The sequence below is a fragment of the Mesorhizobium sp. LHD-90 genome, assembly GCF_030929505.1.
In the GTDB taxonomy this organism is placed as follows: Bacteria; Pseudomonadota; Alphaproteobacteria; order Rhizobiales; family Rhizobiaceae; genus Kumtagia.
Genome location: NZ_JAVFVV010000021.1, coordinates 59625 through 74971, shown reverse-complemented (window position 1 = coordinate 74971; position 15347 = coordinate 59625). Strand labels below are relative to the sequence as shown.

The window sequence follows — 15347 nt, the reverse complement described above, 5'->3', positions numbered from 1 at the left end:
GGAGATGTCCGGTAGGACAGAGGGGGGTGCGAAGGAGCGCGAACGTCCACATGTCCGACATAGGTCCCATCAAGCCGCGCGCCCGACCTGAACCGGCGCCTTCGTGCCCGTCGTCTCGACGAAGAAGCGCCGGAGCAGATTTTTCGCCGCCAGCATACGGTATTCGGCGCTGGCGCGCATGTCCGTCAAAGGCGTGAAGTCGGTCTCGAAGGAGATGAGCGCGGTCTCGACCGTCGCTTCTGTCCAAGGCTTACCCACCAGCGCGGCTTCGACCGCCGAGGCGCGCTTCGGCGTCGCCGCCATGCCGCCGAAGGCGATGCGGATCGACGCCACCGTGCCATCCTCGGCAAGCGCCAGCCGGAAGGCGCCTAGCGTCGAGGTGATGTCCTCGTCCCGACGCTTCGATATTTTGTAGACGGCGAATTTCTCGTCCTTTGCCGGCAGCGGAACGATGACGCTCTCGACGAACTCGCCGGGCCGGCGGTCCTGCCTGCCGTAGGCGATGTAGAAATCCTCGAGCAGGATGGTCCGGCGCTCCGCTCCCTTGCGCAGCGTGAGCCGGCTGCCCAGGGCGATCAGCGGTGGGGGCGTGTCGCCGATCGGCGAGCCGTTGGCGATGTTGCCTCCGATCGTGCCCATATTGCGCACCTGCTCGCCGCCCAGGCGGTTCAGCAGCGTGCCCATGGTCGGGATGCGGTCGGCGAGCCGCGAGAACGCCTCGGTGTAGGTGACGCCGGCGCCGATCGCGATGGCGCCGCCGGTCTCCGAAATGCCCTTCAGCTCGTCGATGCCGCCGATGAAGACGACCGGCGAAATCTCGCGCATATGCTTGGTCACCCACAGGCCGACGTCGGTGGAACCGGCTACCACGGTAGCCTTCGGCTCGGCCTCATAGACCGCGGCGAAATCGTCGAGCGACGCCGGCACCACGAGACGCGCCTTGCCTTCGCCGATCTCGACGCGGCGGCCGTCCCGGAGCGCCGCCAGCCTTGCCGCGATCGCCTTGCGCTCGGCGAGCAGCGGGTCTTTCGCCGCTTTGCCGTAGCCGGAGATGGCGCGGGCGGCGCGCATGATCGCCTCATAGCCGGTGCAGCGGCAGAGATTGCCCTGCAGCGCCTTCTCGATCTCGGCGTCCGACGGCTGTGGCGAGCGCATCCACAGGCCGTAGAGCGACATGACGAAGCCGGGCGTGCAGAAGCCGCATTGCGAGCCGTGGAAATCCACCATCGCCTGCTGCACGGGATGCAGTTCTCCGTCCCTGCCCTTCAGATGCTCGACGGTGACGATATGGGTGGCGTCGAGCGAGCCGACGAAGCGGATGCAGGCATTGACGCTTTCATAGACCAGTTTTCCGCCGGAAAGCCGGCCGACCAGCACGGTGCAGGCGCCGCAATCACCCTCGGCGCAGCCCTCCTTGCTGCCGCGCAGCCGCTGCTCCAGCCGCAGCCAGTCGAGCAATGTCTCGTCCGGCGCGACGTCGGAGAGCGCCACGTCCTCGCCGTTGAGGATGAAGCGGATTTCCGACCTGGGTTTCGCCTTGGCCACGGTCAGCTCCCCCTGTAGGTGGAATAGCCGTAGGGCGAGATCAGCAGCGGCACGTGGTAGTGCGCCTGCTCGGCCATGCCGAAACGGATCGGTACCTGATCCAGAAAGGCCGGCTCCGGCAGCGCCGCGCCGATGGAGCGCAGATAGTCGCCAGCGAAGAAAATCAGCTCGTACTGCCCGACCTTGAAATCCGCCCCCTCCAGCAGTGGCGCATCGCACCGGCCGTCGGCGTTGGTTTCGACCGTCTTGAGCTTCGTGTGCGAATTCCCGCTGACACGATAGAGCGCGATCTTTAGCCCGGCCGCCGGCTTTCCGGACGCGGTGTCGAGCACATGGGTGGTCAGCCGCCCGCCTTCTGCCTTCGCCATTCGGCCTCCCTCCGTGGTACGTTCGAACGCGATCCTGGATCGTGCATGGATTAAAGGCCATGCTGCAGTCGCAGGGAAGCGGAGCGCCACAAAAAGACTTTCAAATTTTTCGTGGGGATCGGCTTGCCGCTCCATCCGCTATCGTCCAGACAACAAAGAGGAAACGGCCACTCCATGACCCCCAAACGTTATGTCCGGGACATGCGCGGCTACGGCGCCAATCCACCCGATCCGCGCTGGCCGAACGGCGCCCTCGTGGCGGTGCAGTTCGTCGTCAACTACGAGGAGGGCGGCGAGAACTGCCTGCTGCACGGTGACGCCGCCTCAGAAGCGTTCCTGTCCGAGATCACCGGCGCGCAGCCGTGGCCCGGCCTGCGCCACTGGAACATGGAATCGATCTATGAATATGGCGCGCGCGCCGGCTTCTGGCGGCTGCACCGGCTGTTCACCGAGGCCGGGGTTCCGGCCACCTGCTACGGCGTCGCCTCGGCGCTCGCCCGCTCGCCCGACCAGGTCGCTGCCATGCAGGAGGCCGGCTGGGAAATCGCCTCGCACGGGCTGAAATGGGTCGACTACCGCGACACCTCGGCGGAGGAAGAGCGCGCCCACATGGCCGAGGCGATCCGCCTGCATACGGAAGTCACCGGCAAGCGGCCGACCGGCTGGTATACGGGCCGGACATCAACCAACACGGTGCGGCTCGCAGCGGAAGAGGGCGGATTCGACTATGTCTCCGACACCTATGACGACGACCTACCCTACTGGCTCGACCACGACGGCCACGGCGCCGCGATCCCACCGCAGCTCATCATCCCCTACACGCTCGACGCCAACGACATGCGTTTCGCCATCTCGGCCGGCTTCACCAATGGCGATCAGTTCTTCGCCTATCTGAAGGACGCCTTCGACGCGCTCTATGCCGAGGGCCAGGCGGGACGGCCGAAAATGATGTCGATCGGCCTGCACTGCCGGCTCGTCGGCCGGCCGGGCCGCGTGCTCGGGCTGAAGCGCTTCATCGACTATGTGAAGAGCCACGAGCGCGTGTGGCTGCCGCGCCGCATCGACATCGCTCGCCACTGGCGCGAGACCCATCCATACCAAGCCCCGGCGTTGCGCCCCTCGCGCCTGGGCCGCGAGGAGTTCGTGGAAAAGTTTGGCGGCATCTTCGAGCATTCGCCGTGGATCGCCGAGCGCGCCTTCGAGCTCGAGCTCGGCCCGGCGCATGACAGCGCCGGCGGCCTCGTCAACGCGCTTTGCCGCGCCTTCCGCTCGGCTTCCGAAGACGAGCGGCTCGGCGTGCTCAAGGCGCATCCCGATCTCGCCGGAAAATTGGCGCAGGCGAAGCGGCTGACAGTGGAATCGACCAGGGAGCAGGCCTCGGCCGGGCTTGACGCGCTGACCGACGCCGAGCGCGCCCGCTTCACCGAGCTCAACGGCGCCTATGTCGAGAAATTCGGCTTTCCCTTCATCATCGCGGTCAAGGGGCGAACGAAGGCGGAGATCTTGTCTGCCTTCGAAACCCGCATCGGCAACGACCGCGCCACGGAATTCGCAACAGCCTGCGGCCAGGTGGAGCGCATCGCGCTCCTGAGGCTGAAGGATATCCTGCCCGCCTGAGGAACGACCATGACCGCCCGCAGCTACTACGCGCCCAAAGGCGGCCTGCCGCCGCAGACCGACCTGATCACCGACCGGGCCGTGTTCACCGAAGCCTATGTCGTCATCCCGCGCCGCGAGTTCAGCGATATCGTCGCCAGCTACCTGCCGTTCTGGGAGAAGACGCGCGCCTGGGTGATCGCCCGGCCGTTGTCCGGCTTCGCCGAGACTTTTTCGCAGTATGTGATGGAGGTGCTGCCCGGCGGCGGCAGTGACAAGCCGGAGCCGGATGCAGGCGCCGAGGGCGTGATCTTTGTGGTCGAAGGCGAGATCACGGTGACGCTTGCTGGCAAGACGCACCGGATGACGCCGGGCGGCTATGCCTTCATCCCGCCCGGCAGCAACTGGAACCTGCGCAACAACGGCGGCACGCCGGCGCGCTTCCACTGGATCCGAAAAGCCTACGAATTCGTCGACGGCATCGAACCGCCGCAGGCCATCTTTGCCAACGAGCAGGAGATCGAGCCGGCCGCCATGCCGGACACCGGGGGGCGCTGGGCCACCACCCGCTTCGTCGACCCCACTGACGTCCGCCACGACATGCACGTCACCGTCGTGACCTTCGAGCCGGGCGGCGTCATCCCGTTCCCGGAGACGCATGTGATGGAGCACGGGCTCTATGTGCTGGAGGGCAAGGCGGTCTACCGGCTCAACCAGGACTGGGTGGAGGTGGAGGCCGGCGACTTCATGTGGCTGCGCGCCTTCTGCCCGCAGGCCTGCTATGCCGGCGGTCCCGGAAAGTTCCGTTACCTGCTCTACAAGGATGTCAACCGGCACGCCAAGCTGGGGGGATTTGGGCGATGACGGCGCTGCTTTTATCCTCCCCCTTGTGGGGAGGGTCGACGAACGCATGGAGCGAAGCGACATGCGTAAGGCGGGGTGGGGGTAGCACCGCTGCCACCGCTCCGCTCGCAGGAAATGCCTCACCCCCACCCCGGCTCGCGTTCTTCGCTTCGCTTCGACCGCTCGCCGACCCTCCCCACAAGGGGGAGGGTGAAAGGCAGCGCCAATGACCCGGATCATCACCGCCCAACCGCTTACCCGCGAAAACTTCGCCGAGTTCGGCCAGGTCATCGAGATCGGCGGCGACCATCATTTCCCCATCAACGGCGGCAAGGCGGAACGCTTTCACGCACTGGCGGCGGCGGACGCGCAAGGTCCTAACGCCCGCGTGCTGATCTCGACCGTGCGCGGCACGCCCTACGACTTCCCGCTGAAGCTCGCCATGGTCGAGCGCCATCCGCTCGGCAGCCAGGCCTTCATCCCCCTGCAACCCAGGCCGTTCCTGGTGGTCGTCTGCCATGACGAGGACGGTCGGCCGGGCATCCCGCACGCCTTCCTGGCGGGGCCGGGCCAGGGCATCAACTACCCGCGCAATAGCTGGCACGGCGTGCTGACGCCGATCGGCGAGGCGCAGGATTTCGTCATCGTCGACCGCGGCGGCGACGACAACAACCTCGAGGAATTCTTCTTCGAGGAGCCTTACGAAATCCGCCTACCGGAGGCCGCCCGATGAGCGAGGTTTCCCTGATCGACCGGCTGCTCGACGTGATCGAGCACGACATCGTGCCGAAGACCGAGGAAGGCGTGGCGCACGGCAACAAGCTGTTCGGCGCCGCGATCCTGCGCAAGGAAGACCGCTCCGTCGTGATTGCCGAGACCAACAACGAGACGGAAAACCCGCTCTGGCACGGCGAGGTGCACTGCCTGAAACGCTTCTACGAGCTGCCGAAAGCCGATCAGCCAGACACGAAGGACTGCCTGTTTCTCGCCACCCACGAGCCCTGCTCGCTCTGCCTCTCGGCTATCACCTGGACAGGCTTCGACAATTTTTTCTACCTGTTCAGCCACGAGGATTCGCGCGACAGCTTTGCCATCCCGCACGACCTGAAGATCCTCAAGGAGGTTTTCACGCTCGAACCTGGCGGCTACCGGGCGGAAAACGCCTACTGGAAGAGCTTTTCCATCCGCAAGCTGGTGCGCGACCTGCCGGAGGCCGAACGTGCCAGGTTGGAAGCGCGCATCGCCGGTATCTCGAAGATCTATGACGGGCTGTCGGCCGAGTACCAGGACGGCAAGGCCGACAACGACATCCCGCTGAACTGACAGGGCGAACCGACTGGCGCGCCCATCGAGGCAGAACAAGAATGGGCGGTGAACGGCGCTAACGCCATCGCGAGCGTCAGGCGCCGCTGCGTCCTCGGCGCGCCACAACCTCCTCGTAGGCAGCCTTCAACTGCATCCAGACCGGCACCTCGCCCGGATCGGCATAAACGTGTTCGCCGAGATGCGAGCGGCGCAACTCGCGCATGAACTGCTCCCACATCTTTGGCCCGCCCTGCTCCAGCAGGATGGCGCGGATCGACAGTTCCTCGCTGACCGGCAGCCATTTCGAGCCCCAGGCGCCGATCTGCGCAAAGACCGGCACCAGCTCGATCGAGCGTTCGGTCAGGCTGTAGATCGCCTTCTGCTTGTGCGTGGGGTCGTCGGCCTTGGTCAGCATCCCCTGCTCGACCAGCCGCTTCAGCCGGTCGGCAAGGATGTTGGAGGCGATGCCCTCCTGCGAATGCGTCAGCAGATCGCGAAAATGTCGGCGGTTGCCGAACATCATGTCGCGCAGGATCAGCAGGCTCCATTTGTCGCCCAGGATCTCGACCGTCAGGTTGATGGGGCACCCCGAGCGGTGGTCCGAAACCGCATCCATTCATGTCTCCGGAAAAAACCAGTTGCAATATGCCATCAGTCTAGCTAAGTTTCAACTGCTTGCAAATTGCAACTGGTTAGGCCCGCCGACAGGCGGCGAAGGGAGAAGATCATGTCGAAACATTCCGTCGAGCATGCGTCGTTCATCATAGAGCGCCACTACGATTTTTCGCCGACCGTCGTCTTCAAGGCGTTTTCGGATCCGGCGCACAAGCGCAAATGGTTTGTCGACGGTGAAGGCTGGACGACCGACAGCTATGAAAGCGATTTCCGTGTCGGCGGCTTCGAACGCAGCCGCTTCCGCTTCGGCGACGGGCCGCCCATGGGCAACGATACCGTTTATCTCGACATCGTGCCCGACCGGCGCATCGTCTTCGCCTATTCGATGCTGATGGGCGACACGCCATTTTCGGCTTCGCTCGCCACCATCGAATTTTTACCCGACGGCAACGGCACAAAACTCACCTACACCGAGCAGGCGGCCTTTCTCGACGGCAAGGACCAGGTGAAGGACCGCGAAGAGGGTTGCCGCGGGCTGTTCGAGATGCTCGCCACCTATCTGGACAGCGCGGCGAAACAGGCGTGAAGTTTTCGCGCCGCCGGATGTCGGCGCCGCCCCGGCCCGGCCGTCCTTGATACAGCGTCCGCACTCGATGGCGGACGACGGGTTGGAAGGAGAAAGCCATGGCACTTCCCGAGATCGTTTCGAAAGAGGAATGGCTGGCGGCGCGCAAGGCGCTGCTGGATCAGGAAAAGGAGATGACGCGCGCCAGGGATCGGCTGAGCATCACGCGCCGCGAGTTGCCGATGGTCAAGGTCGAGAAGGATTATGTGTTCGACGGGCCGGAGGGCAAAGCCACGCTGCTCGACCTGTTCGAGGGCAGGCGGCAGTTGATCGTCGTCCATTTCATGTTCGACCCGGATTGGGAGAAGGGGTGCCAGGGTTGCACCGGCTCGGCCGACGAGATTTCCGAGGGCCTCATCCGGCACCTCAACGCTCGCGCAACCTCGCTGGCGCATGTATCGCGCGCGCCGCTCGCAAAACTGGAGCGCTACAGGGAGGAGCGCGGCTGGACGTTTCCCTGGTATTCGTCCTTCGGCTCCGACTTCAACTACGATTTCCAGGCCACCATCGACCCGAAGCGCGGCGCGGACACCTATAACTACAAGACCATCGCCGAGCACGAGAAAGCCGGCACCGGCTATTATTTCGAAGGCGACAAATCCACCGAGCAGCCTGGCCGCAGCGTCTTCCTCCGCGACGGCAACACGATCTACCACACCTATTCCAATTACGGGCGCGGGGCCGAGATGGTCGGCGGGTCCTATTACTGGCTCGACCTCACGCCGCTCGGGCGGCAGGAGGAATGGGAGGAGCCGCAGGGCCGCGTTGCCTTCGCCAACCCTTCGCAACCATTCTTCGAGAACTGACAAAGCGCAAGACCGGGAGGCTGCCGATGGCTCTAAAACTCTATTTCCACCCGCTGGCGTCGTTCTGCCACAAGGTGCTGATTCCGCTCTACGAGAACGGGACCAGCTTCGAGCCGGTGGTCGTCGACTTCGGCAATCCGGACTCGGCGGCCGCCTTCAAGGCGATCTGGCCGATGGCCAAGATGCCGGTGCTGGTGGATGAGGAACGCGGCGCCACGGTGGCCGAGTCGACGATCGTCATCGAGTATCTCGACACGTTCCATCCCGGCCCGGTGCGGTTCGTGCCAGCCGATGCCGACGCCGCGTGGCGGGTGCGCTTCTGGGACCGGTTCTTCGATTTTTATGTGCATGAGCCGATGCAAGGGATCGTGGCCGACGAATTGCGGCCGCAAGGCAAGCGCGACCCGTTCGGCGTCGAGCAGGCGCGGGCACAGCTTGCCAAAGCCTATGCCGTCCTCGAAAGCGACCTCGGCGATAGGACCTGGATCGCCGGCGAGGATTTTTCGCTCGGCGATTGCGCGGCGGCGCCGGCGCTGATGTATGGGCATACGCTGGTGCCGATCGGCCAGGATCAGAAACGGCTCAGGGCCTACTACGGCCGCCTGCTTATGCGGCCGTCCATTGCCCGCGTGTTCGGTGAGGCGCAGCCGTATTTCCACATGTACCCGCTGCCGGACAAGCCGGTGCTCACCCCGCCCAGCGTCTGAACCTCTGGAGGAGATGATGACCAGGCGATCGACGATTGAGTGCGCGATGGGCGCTGCGGCACGGGCGCCCATCTCGTAGCTCAGGCGCTTTCCTGCGTGTGCGCCTCCAGGAACCACAGCGACTTGTCGAGCGCGCGCGAATAGGCGGTGAAGATGTCGGCGGTGTCGGCATCGCCGGCCTCGTCCGCCTCGTCGATGGCGGCGCGAACGTGTTTAGCCGTCGCGGCATAGCGGTCGATCAGCGCGGCGAGGTGATCCTTGATCTTGTGGATGTCGGTCGGATAGGCCGCCAGCGGCGTCTCCTGGGCGACGACCTGGCTGGTGCCGAGCGCCGTGCCGCCGAGCTGCACGGCCCGCTCGGCGATGGTGTCGACATGGGTGTCCAGTTCGGTGCGGAAACCGTCCAGCATCTCGTGGATGGCGATGAACTGTGGACCCTTTACGTTCCAGTGGGCCTGCTTGGTGATTAGCGCCAGGTCGATGGCCTCGGCGAGCCGGGCATTCAGGATCTCGATCGAAGTCTTCCTGACGTTGGATTTCAGATCATTGCGGGTCGATATCATTTGGGAGCCCTCAAGCAGTGATGCGGACATAGTCGGCCTGGCCGTCCGAATATTCAACCGGTCATGGCGCCGCGTCCATAACGCAACCGCATGACGGAAGTTCACGGCGGGCGAAAATGTCGCGGACCACGCGACGGACATTGTTCTCGGGACGTGGCCGGAGGCACCCCTGACCCCCGGGTCCGCCGGCAAAACTGCATTGTGGCGGAACTTTGTTCCTCTCCGCCTGTTTGGTTTCCACTGCCAAATGCAGACAGGAGGTTACCATGCACGGCATCATCTATCTGGTTGGCCTTGTCGTCGTCGTTCTCGCGGTTCTGTCGCTGTTCGGGCTCCGTTGAACTTTTCTCGCGCCGGAACAACGCAATCTGTCGGAGGAACGACCATGGCTATCGCCGAAAATCCCGCAACCGCGACCACCGGCATCGTCGCCGACGATCGCAGCTATGTCGATTGGCCGGCAATCCTTGCCGGAACGCTGCTGGCAACGGCCGTATCCTTCGTGCTGCTGACCTTCGGCTCGGCGCTCGGCCTGTCGCTCACCTCCGCCTATGAAGGCGAGGGACTGTCCGTCATGGGCTATGCAATCGCTGCGGCCCTGTGGCTGCTCTGGGTTCAGATATCCAGCTTCTTCGCCGGTGGGTATCTCACCGGCCGGCTGCGTCGGCGTTTCGGCGATGCGACCGAGCAGGAATCGGACCTGCGCGACGGCGCGCACGGCCTCACCTTCGCCGACTGGAGCCGGCCCTGGTGAGGCCAGTCGTCAGGCAGCGCAGTCCTTGCCCGCATCCCGCCCGGCCGCGGGGTACGGGTTATTTTCCGGCCAAAATGTCCCGGATCAGCCGCTGGCAGCGCTCGGCCATGAAGTCGAGCAGCAGGCGCACTTTCGGGTCCTGAAGCTTCTTGTGCGGGTAGACGGCGGCAAGTTGAACCGGCGTCGGCGGTGATTCCGGCAGAATGACCTTCAGCCGCCGGTCGCGGATGAACGGCTCGATCTCGAAACGCGGCTTGTTGATGATGCCGCGGTCGGACAGCGCCCAGCCGGTCAGGACGTCGCCGTCGTCGGAATCGAAGGGACCGTGGACTTCGTATTTGTGAGGACCGGACGGCGTCGCCAGCGTCCAGAAATGCTCGCGCATGCCGGGAAAGCGTAGCATCAGGCAGTCGTGGCCGTCGTCGATTAACTGCTGCGGCTCCGTCGGCTCGCCGCGCGCCTCCAGATATTTCGGCGAGGCGACCAGCACCCGCTCGCATTCCATGATGCCGCGCATGCGCAGGCTGGAATCCTCCAGCAGGCCGAGGCGGAAGGCGACGTCGATGCCCTCCTTCATGATGTCGACATTGTGGTCCGAGAGCCTGAGCCGCACCTCGATCTGCGGGTAACGGTCGCGGAACTCCGGAATGCCGGACGCGATGAAGCGGCGGCCGAAGCCGAGCGGCGCGGTGACCCGGATGGTGCCGCGCGGCTGGCCCGACAGCGCGCTGACGGCGGCCTCAGCCTCGGCGATGGCGTCGAGCACGCGCTTGGCGCCGTCGTAGAAGACCGTACCCTGCTCGGTCGGCATCAATTGCCGCGTGGTGCGGTTGAACAGGCGCACGCCGAGGTGCTTTTCCAACTCCTTGATGCGGTTGGAGGCGACCGCCGGAGAGACGCGCAAATCGCGCCCGGCGGCCGACAGATTGCCGAGCTCGACGACGCGGACGAAGACCGTGAGATTGTCCAGATAGGCCATGCCGACTCCCACCCTGGTGCCGGACGGTGCGGCCCAGTCCCGGGATCATTATTTTCCAGAATTTTTTGAAAGTCATCGTGCATCTCAAGTCTTTCGCGATAGGCTCGATGCCGCGACAATCGGATGGGCGATTGAGGTTCTGGGATGTTGGATTTCGCGATCTTCTGGGAGTGGTTGAGCTTTGCCGCGCGATGGCTGCACGTCATCACCGGCATCGCCTGGATCGGCTCGTCCTTCTATTTCGTGGCGCTGGACCTCGGCCTGCGCCAGCGGCCCGGCCTGCCGGCAGGCGCGCATGGCGAGGAGTGGCAGGTTCATGGCGGCGGCTTCTACCACATCCAGAAATACCTGGTGGCGCCGGCCGAGATGCCGGAGCACCTGACCTGGTTCAAATGGGAATCCTACGCGACCTGGATGTCGGGTTTCGCCATGCTTGCCATCGTCTATTACGCGGGCGCCGATCTCTTCCTGATCGACCGCAACGTGCTCGACATCTCGGCGCCGGTGGCGATCCTGATCTCGCTGGCCTCGATCGCCGTTGGCTGGATCGTCTACGACCTGCTCTGCCGGCTGTTCTACGGTAAGAGCGATACCGTCCTGATGCTCTTGCTCTATTGCATCGTGGTGTTCATGGCCTGGGGTCTGACGCATCTCTTCACCGGCCGCGCCGCCTTCCTGCATCTCGGCGCGATCACCGCGACGATCATGTCGTGCAACGTCTTCATGGTTATCATTCCCAACCAGAAGATCGTCGTGGCCGACCTGATTGCCGGCCGCAAGCCGGACGCCAAATACGGCAAGATCGCCAAGACGCGCTCGCTGCACAACAACTACCTGACGCTGCCGGTGCTGTTCCTGATGCTGTCGAACCACTATCCGCTGGCGTTCGGCACCCAGTTCAACTGGGTCATCGCCTCGCTGGTGTTCATCATCGGCGTGCTGATCCGCCATTTCTTCAACACCCAGCATGCGCGGAAAGGCAATCCGCACTGGACCTGGCTGGCCGCAACGATCCTGTTCGTCATCATCATCTGGCTGTCGACCGTGCCGAAGGTTTTGACCGGCGAGGAGCAGGCGGCCGACCCGGCCGCCGACCAGCCGCTCGTCGCCTCGACGCATTTTCCGGCGGTTCGTGACACGGTGATGGGCCGCTGCGCCATGTGCCACGCCGCCGAACCTTCGTACGAGGGTATCTATCATGCGCCGAAGGATGTGGTGCTCGAGTCCGACGACGCTATCGCCAGGCACGCCAGGGAAATCTACCTGCAGGCCGGCCGCAGCCACGCCATGCCGCCCGGCAACGTCACGCAGATCACCCCGCAGGAGCGGGCGCTTTTGGTGACCTGGTACGAGGAGGCGCGCAATTGACCAGAAGACTGCTGCGTGGGCGCACGCTCTCCTTCCTGCGCTTTCCCGAAACCATCGACGATCTTGCCGCCTGCCGTTATGAAGAGGATGGCGGACTGCTGATCGAGGACGGCAGGATCGTCGCGTCGGGTTCGTTCGCCGAGGTAAAGGCGAAGGCAGGCGAGGGAGTGAAGGTGGTCGATCACCGCCCCAATCTCATCCTGCCGGGTTTCATCGACTGCCATGTCCACATGCCCCAGATGCAGGTCATCGCCTCCTATGGCGCGGAACTACTCGACTGGCTGAACACCTACACGTTTCCGGAGGAGACAAAATTCCGCGACGCCCAGCACGGGCGGCGGATCGCTCGGCTGTTCCTCGACGAGATGGTGCGGCAGGGCACGACCACTGTCGCCGCCTACTGCTCGGTGCACAAGGCTTCGGCGGAAGCGTTCTTCGCCGAATCGCACGCACGCAACATGCTGAACGTCGCCGGCAAGGTGATGATGGACCGCAACGCGCCCGATGGCGTGCTCGACACGCCGCAATCGGGCTACGACGACACAAAGGCGCTGATCGCCGAATGGCATGGGAAAGGCCGGCAGCATTATGCGGTGACGCCGCGCTTCGCTATCACCTCTTCGCCGGAGCAGATGGAGATGGCGCAGGCGCTGATGCGGGAGCATCCCGACCTGCACATGCAGACGCATCTTTCGGAAAACCACGCCGAGATCGCCTTCACCCAGCAACTCTATCCGTGGTCGAAGGACTATACGGACGTCTACGAACGTTACGGGCTGCTCGGACCAAAAAGCCTGTTCGGCCACTGCATCCATCTTTCGGAACGCGAGGCCGACGCGCTGTCGGCCAGCGGTTCGGTGGCGGTGTTCTGCCCGACCTCGAACCTGTTCCTCGGGTCCGGCCTGTTCGACTACCAGCGGTTTCGCCAGCGCGACCAGGCGCTGCGTATCGCGGCGGCGACGGACGTCGGCGGCGGCACCAGTTACTCGATGCTGCGCACCATGGACGAGGGTTACAAGGTGATCGCGCTGAACGGCGAAAAGCTCAATCCGCTCGCCTCGTTCTGGCAGATCACGTTGGGCAACGCCGAGGCGCTGTCGCTGTCCGACCGCATTGGCACGCTGGAGCCCGGCACCGACGCTGACATCACCGTGCTCGCTTCCAGCGCCACGCCCGGCATGCGGCTCAGGATGGAGACGGTCGGCACGCTGGCCGAAGAACTTTTCCTGCTGCAGACGCTGGGCGACGACCGGTCGGTGGCCGAAGTCTATGTGGCGGGCGAGCCGTCGAAGAGCGCCATCGGCGTTTGACCGCCCGGAATCGATTGCTGGGGGACGGTTTACTTTTTTCGGCCCGCGCGAGATACCGCGTCGCCGCGGCATCATGCCGAAACAAACAGACCGTTCCCTGCGGCTCACCCTTCCATGCCGCGCTCAAGCAACTCGATGACGGGAAGAAAATCGATGGCCACTGCCGACGACATCGCCAAGATCGCCGAACAGGAAGCAGCCCTCGTCTTTCCCGTCTTCGACGAAGCCACCGCCTTCGCCATCGGCTCGGCGCTGCGCGAAAAGGCGCTGGCCGAAAAGCTGCCGATCGTGATCGATATCCAACTCTGGGACCGGCCGCTCTTTTATGCGGCACTGCCCGGCTCGACCGCCAGCAACACCAACTGGGCGCGGCGCAAACGCAACGTGGTCCGAATCTACCACAAGAGCACCTATCGGCTGGTGCATGAGAAGGCGCGGCCAGACCGCACCTTTCCGCCGGCGGACGGGCTCGATCCCGTTGATCACGTGCTGGCCGGCGGCGGGTTTCCGATCACCGTCAAGGGTATTGGCGTCATCGGCGTTATCGCCGTGTCCGGCCTGCCGGAGCGCCAGGACCATGCGGTGATCGTTGCCACGCTCTGCGATCACCTCGGGTTCGACCATGCCGCTCTTGCCCTGCCCGCCGCCTGATATTTGCGGCCAGCTTTTTTCATCGGGGGCATTCTTCGAATGACATTCGAGCCGCGCGATTTCCTCACCTCGATCTTCAAGGCTGCCGTGGCCGCCGCCGATCCGGAACTGACGATCCGCAAGCATCTGCCGAAGCGGCCGAAGGGGCGCGTCGTCGTGGTCGGCGCCGGCAAGGGCTCGGCGCAGATGGCGGCCGCCTTCGAACGCGCCTGGGACGGGCCGCTCACCGGCGTTGTCGTCACCCGCTACGGCTACGCGACGAAATGCAAACGCATCGAAATTCTGGAGGCCGCGCATCCGGTGCCGGACGAGGCCGGTCTGGCGGCGTCGCAGCGGCTGCTTTCGGCGGTCTCTGGCCTGACGGAGGACGATCTTGTGGTGGCGCTGGTGTCGGGCGGGGGCTCGGCGCTGCTGCCGTCGCCGCCGGCCGGGCTGTCGCTCGCCGACGAGATCGCCGTCAACGAGGCGCTGCTGGCGTCGGGTGCGCCGATCTCGGCGATGAACACGGTGCGCAAGCATGTGTCGACGATCAAGGGCGGGCGGCTTGCGGCCGCCGCCTGGCCGGCGCGGGTGGTGTCGCTGGTGGTCTCCGACATTCCGGGCGACGCCCCCGCGTTGGTGGCTTCGGGCCCGACCGTGCCGGAAGCCGCGACGCGCGCCGACGCTTTGCGTATCGTCGAGACTTTTCGCATGAAGTTGCCGGAAGCGGTGATGGCGCATCTGGCGTCGGACGCGGCTGACGCGCCGCGCCCGGACGATCCGCGTTTCAAGGCCAGCGAAGTGCATGTCATCGCCTCGGCCGCCGTCTCGCTGGACGCCGCCGCCGAGGAAGCGCGGCGGCTGGGCATGGAGGCCGTCATCCTGTCCGATTCCATCGAAGGCGAGGCGCGTGACGTCGGCTCCATGCATGCGGCGATAGCCCGCGAGGTGGCGCTGCGCGGCCGGCCGTTCGCGCGGCCGATCCTGATGCTGTCGGGCGGCGAAACCACCGTCACGCTTCGGTCCAAGGGTGGCAAGGGCGGCCGCAACAGCGAGTTCCTGCTGTCCTTCGCAATTGGTGTCGACGGGTTCGACGGCATCCACGCGCTCGCCGCCGACACCGACGGCATCGACGGCTCGGAGGATAATGCCGGCGCCTTCGCTGACGGGTCGAGCATCGCGCGCATGCGTGCCGCCGGCGCGGATGCCAAGGCCATGCTTGCCGGCAACAACGCCTGGACGGCCTTCAACGCCGCCGGCGATCTGTTCGTGCCTGGGCCGACGGGGACGAACGTCAACGATCTCAGGGCGATATTGGTGAAATAAGCTTTTC

At 64.8% G+C, this 15347-nt stretch carries 17 protein-coding genes; 12 read left to right on the top strand and 5 right to left on the bottom strand.

Annotated features, from left to right (window positions below):
* Positions 1-69 precede the first annotated feature (69 nt).
* Positions 70-1545: a xanthine dehydrogenase small subunit gene (gene xdhA / locus RB623_RS25000; protein WP_308059827.1), complete on the bottom strand. Its 1476-nt coding sequence runs from the start codon at positions 1543-1545 to the stop codon at positions 70-72.
* A gap of 2 nt (positions 1546-1547) precedes the next feature.
* Positions 1548-1913 (bottom strand): hydroxyisourate hydrolase, encoded by a 366-nt coding sequence (uraH, locus tag RB623_RS24995; protein WP_308059826.1) that lies wholly within the window; start codon positions 1911-1913, stop codon positions 1548-1550.
* Between the two features lie 174 nt (positions 1914-2087).
* Here uraH and puuE point away from each other — a divergent pair, with 174 nt between their 5' ends.
* From puuE to RB623_RS24975, 4 genes are all read left to right on the top strand, one after another.
* The gene (gene puuE, locus RB623_RS24990; protein ID WP_308059825.1) at positions 2088-3530 is read left to right on the top strand and encodes an allantoinase PuuE; all 1443 of its coding nucleotides are present in this window, start codon (positions 2088-2090) and stop codon (positions 3528-3530) included.
* Between the two features lie 9 nt (positions 3531-3539).
* Positions 3540-4373 carry a bifunctional allantoicase/(S)-ureidoglycine aminohydrolase gene (locus tag RB623_RS24985; RefSeq protein WP_308059824.1) on the top strand — a complete coding sequence of 278 codons (834 nt, stop codon included), beginning with the start codon at positions 3540-3542 and terminating at the stop codon, positions 4371-4373.
* A gap of 205 nt (positions 4374-4578) precedes the next feature.
* Positions 4579-5085 (top strand): ureidoglycolate lyase, encoded by a 507-nt coding sequence (locus RB623_RS24980; protein ID WP_308059823.1) that lies wholly within the window; start codon positions 4579-4581, stop codon positions 5083-5085.
* Entirely contained in the window at positions 5082-5675 is a 594-nt protein-coding gene (locus tag RB623_RS24975) for a nucleoside deaminase (protein ID WP_308059822.1), read from the top strand. Before RB623_RS24980 ends, RB623_RS24975 begins: the two co-directional genes overlap by 4 nt.
* Before the next feature lie 76 nt (positions 5676-5751).
* On the opposite strand, the gene RB623_RS24970 is transcribed toward RB623_RS24975, so the two are convergent.
* Complete coding sequence (locus RB623_RS24970; protein ID WP_308059821.1) at positions 5752-6273, bottom strand: helix-turn-helix domain-containing protein; 522 nt, start codon at positions 6271-6273, stop codon at positions 5752-5754.
* A gap of 111 nt (positions 6274-6384) precedes the next feature.
* Between RB623_RS24970 and RB623_RS24965 the strand changes: the two genes are divergently transcribed.
* The 3 genes from RB623_RS24965 to RB623_RS24955 all read left to right on the top strand — a co-directional run bounded on the left by RB623_RS24965 (position 6385) and on the right by RB623_RS24955 (position 8410).
* The gene (locus tag RB623_RS24965) at positions 6385-6858 is read left to right on the top strand and encodes an SRPBCC family protein (RefSeq protein ID WP_308059818.1); all 474 of its coding nucleotides are present in this window, start codon (positions 6385-6387) and stop codon (positions 6856-6858) included.
* Positions 6859-6956: 98 nt separating this feature from the next.
* A complete protein-coding gene (locus RB623_RS24960; RefSeq protein WP_308059817.1) occupies positions 6957-7703 on the top strand; it encodes a DUF899 domain-containing protein in 747 nt (248 codons plus the stop codon).
* Between the two features lie 26 nt (positions 7704-7729).
* On the top strand, positions 7730-8410 hold the full coding sequence (locus RB623_RS24955; RefSeq protein WP_308059816.1) for a glutathione S-transferase family protein: 681 nt from the start codon (positions 7730-7732) through the stop codon (positions 8408-8410).
* An 80-nt stretch (positions 8411-8490) separates the two neighbouring features.
* On the opposite strand, the gene dps is transcribed toward RB623_RS24955, so the two are convergent.
* The gene (gene dps / locus RB623_RS24950) at positions 8491-8973 is read right to left on the bottom strand and encodes a DNA starvation/stationary phase protection protein Dps (RefSeq protein WP_308059815.1); all 483 of its coding nucleotides are present in this window, start codon (positions 8971-8973) and stop codon (positions 8491-8493) included.
* Between the two features lie 385 nt (positions 8974-9358).
* Here dps and RB623_RS24945 point away from each other — a divergent pair, with 385 nt between their 5' ends.
* Positions 9359-9727, top strand: a complete 369-nt coding sequence (locus RB623_RS24945) for a hypothetical protein (RefSeq protein ID WP_308059813.1) — start codon at positions 9359-9361, stop codon at positions 9725-9727.
* 58 nt (positions 9728-9785) lie between these two features.
* Here the strand turns inward: RB623_RS24945 and RB623_RS24940 are convergent, their stop codons facing one another.
* Positions 9786-10706 (bottom strand): LysR family transcriptional regulator, encoded by a 921-nt coding sequence (locus RB623_RS24940; protein ID WP_308059812.1) that lies wholly within the window; start codon positions 10704-10706, stop codon positions 9786-9788.
* A 144-nt stretch (positions 10707-10850) separates the two neighbouring features.
* On the opposite strand from RB623_RS24940, the gene RB623_RS24935 reads away from it, so the two are divergent.
* The 4 genes from RB623_RS24935 to RB623_RS24920 all read left to right on the top strand — a co-directional run bounded on the left by RB623_RS24935 (position 10851) and on the right by RB623_RS24920 (position 15340).
* Positions 10851-12074, top strand: coding sequence for a urate hydroxylase PuuD (locus RB623_RS24935; protein WP_308059811.1), 1224 nt, complete (start codon positions 10851-10853; stop codon positions 12072-12074).
* Entirely contained in the window at positions 12071-13384 is a 1314-nt protein-coding gene (guaD, locus tag RB623_RS24930) for a guanine deaminase (protein ID WP_308059809.1), read from the top strand. The genes RB623_RS24935 and guaD overlap by 4 nt, the downstream gene beginning before the upstream one ends.
* Positions 13385-13537: 153 nt before the next feature.
* Positions 13538-14035 carry a heme-degrading domain-containing protein gene (locus RB623_RS24925; RefSeq protein WP_308059808.1) on the top strand — a complete coding sequence of 166 codons (498 nt, stop codon included), beginning with the start codon at positions 13538-13540 and terminating at the stop codon, positions 14033-14035.
* Positions 14036-14074: 39 nt separating this feature from the next.
* The gene (locus RB623_RS24920; RefSeq protein ID WP_308059806.1) at positions 14075-15340 is read left to right on the top strand and encodes a glycerate kinase; all 1266 of its coding nucleotides are present in this window, start codon (positions 14075-14077) and stop codon (positions 15338-15340) included.
* The last annotated feature ends 7 nt before the right edge of the window (positions 15341-15347 follow it).

Coding starts and splice junctions, on each gene's coding strand:
- uraH (WP_308059826.1), bottom strand. CDS start 1,913: ATGGCGAAGGCAGAAGGCGGGCGGCTGACCACCCATGTGCTCGACACC.
- puuE (WP_308059825.1), top strand. CDS start 2,088: ATGACCCCCAAACGTTATGTCCGGGACATGCGCGGCTACGGCGCCAAT.
- RB623_RS24985 (WP_308059824.1), top strand. CDS start 3,540: ATGACCGCCCGCAGCTACTACGCGCCCAAAGGCGGCCTGCCGCCGCAG.
- RB623_RS24980 (WP_308059823.1), top strand. CDS start 4,579: ATGACCCGGATCATCACCGCCCAACCGCTTACCCGCGAAAACTTCGCC.
- RB623_RS24975 (WP_308059822.1), top strand. CDS start 5,082: ATGAGCGAGGTTTCCCTGATCGACCGGCTGCTCGACGTGATCGAGCAC.
- RB623_RS24970 (WP_308059821.1), bottom strand. CDS start 6,273: ATGGATGCGGTTTCGGACCACCGCTCGGGGTGCCCCATCAACCTGACG.
- RB623_RS24965 (WP_308059818.1), top strand. CDS start 6,385: ATGTCGAAACATTCCGTCGAGCATGCGTCGTTCATCATAGAGCGCCAC.
- RB623_RS24960 (WP_308059817.1), top strand. CDS start 6,957: ATGGCACTTCCCGAGATCGTTTCGAAAGAGGAATGGCTGGCGGCGCGC.
- RB623_RS24955 (WP_308059816.1), top strand. CDS start 7,730: ATGGCTCTAAAACTCTATTTCCACCCGCTGGCGTCGTTCTGCCACAAG.
- dps (WP_308059815.1), bottom strand. CDS start 8,973: ATGATATCGACCCGCAATGATCTGAAATCCAACGTCAGGAAGACTTCG.
- RB623_RS24945 (WP_308059813.1), top strand. CDS start 9,359: ATGGCTATCGCCGAAAATCCCGCAACCGCGACCACCGGCATCGTCGCC.
- RB623_RS24940 (WP_308059812.1), bottom strand. CDS start 10,706: ATGGCCTATCTGGACAATCTCACGGTCTTCGTCCGCGTCGTCGAGCTC.
- RB623_RS24935 (WP_308059811.1), top strand. CDS start 10,851: ATGTTGGATTTCGCGATCTTCTGGGAGTGGTTGAGCTTTGCCGCGCGA.
- RB623_RS24925 (WP_308059808.1), top strand. CDS start 13,538: ATGGCCACTGCCGACGACATCGCCAAGATCGCCGAACAGGAAGCAGCC.
- RB623_RS24920 (WP_308059806.1), top strand. CDS start 14,075: ATGACATTCGAGCCGCGCGATTTCCTCACCTCGATCTTCAAGGCTGCC.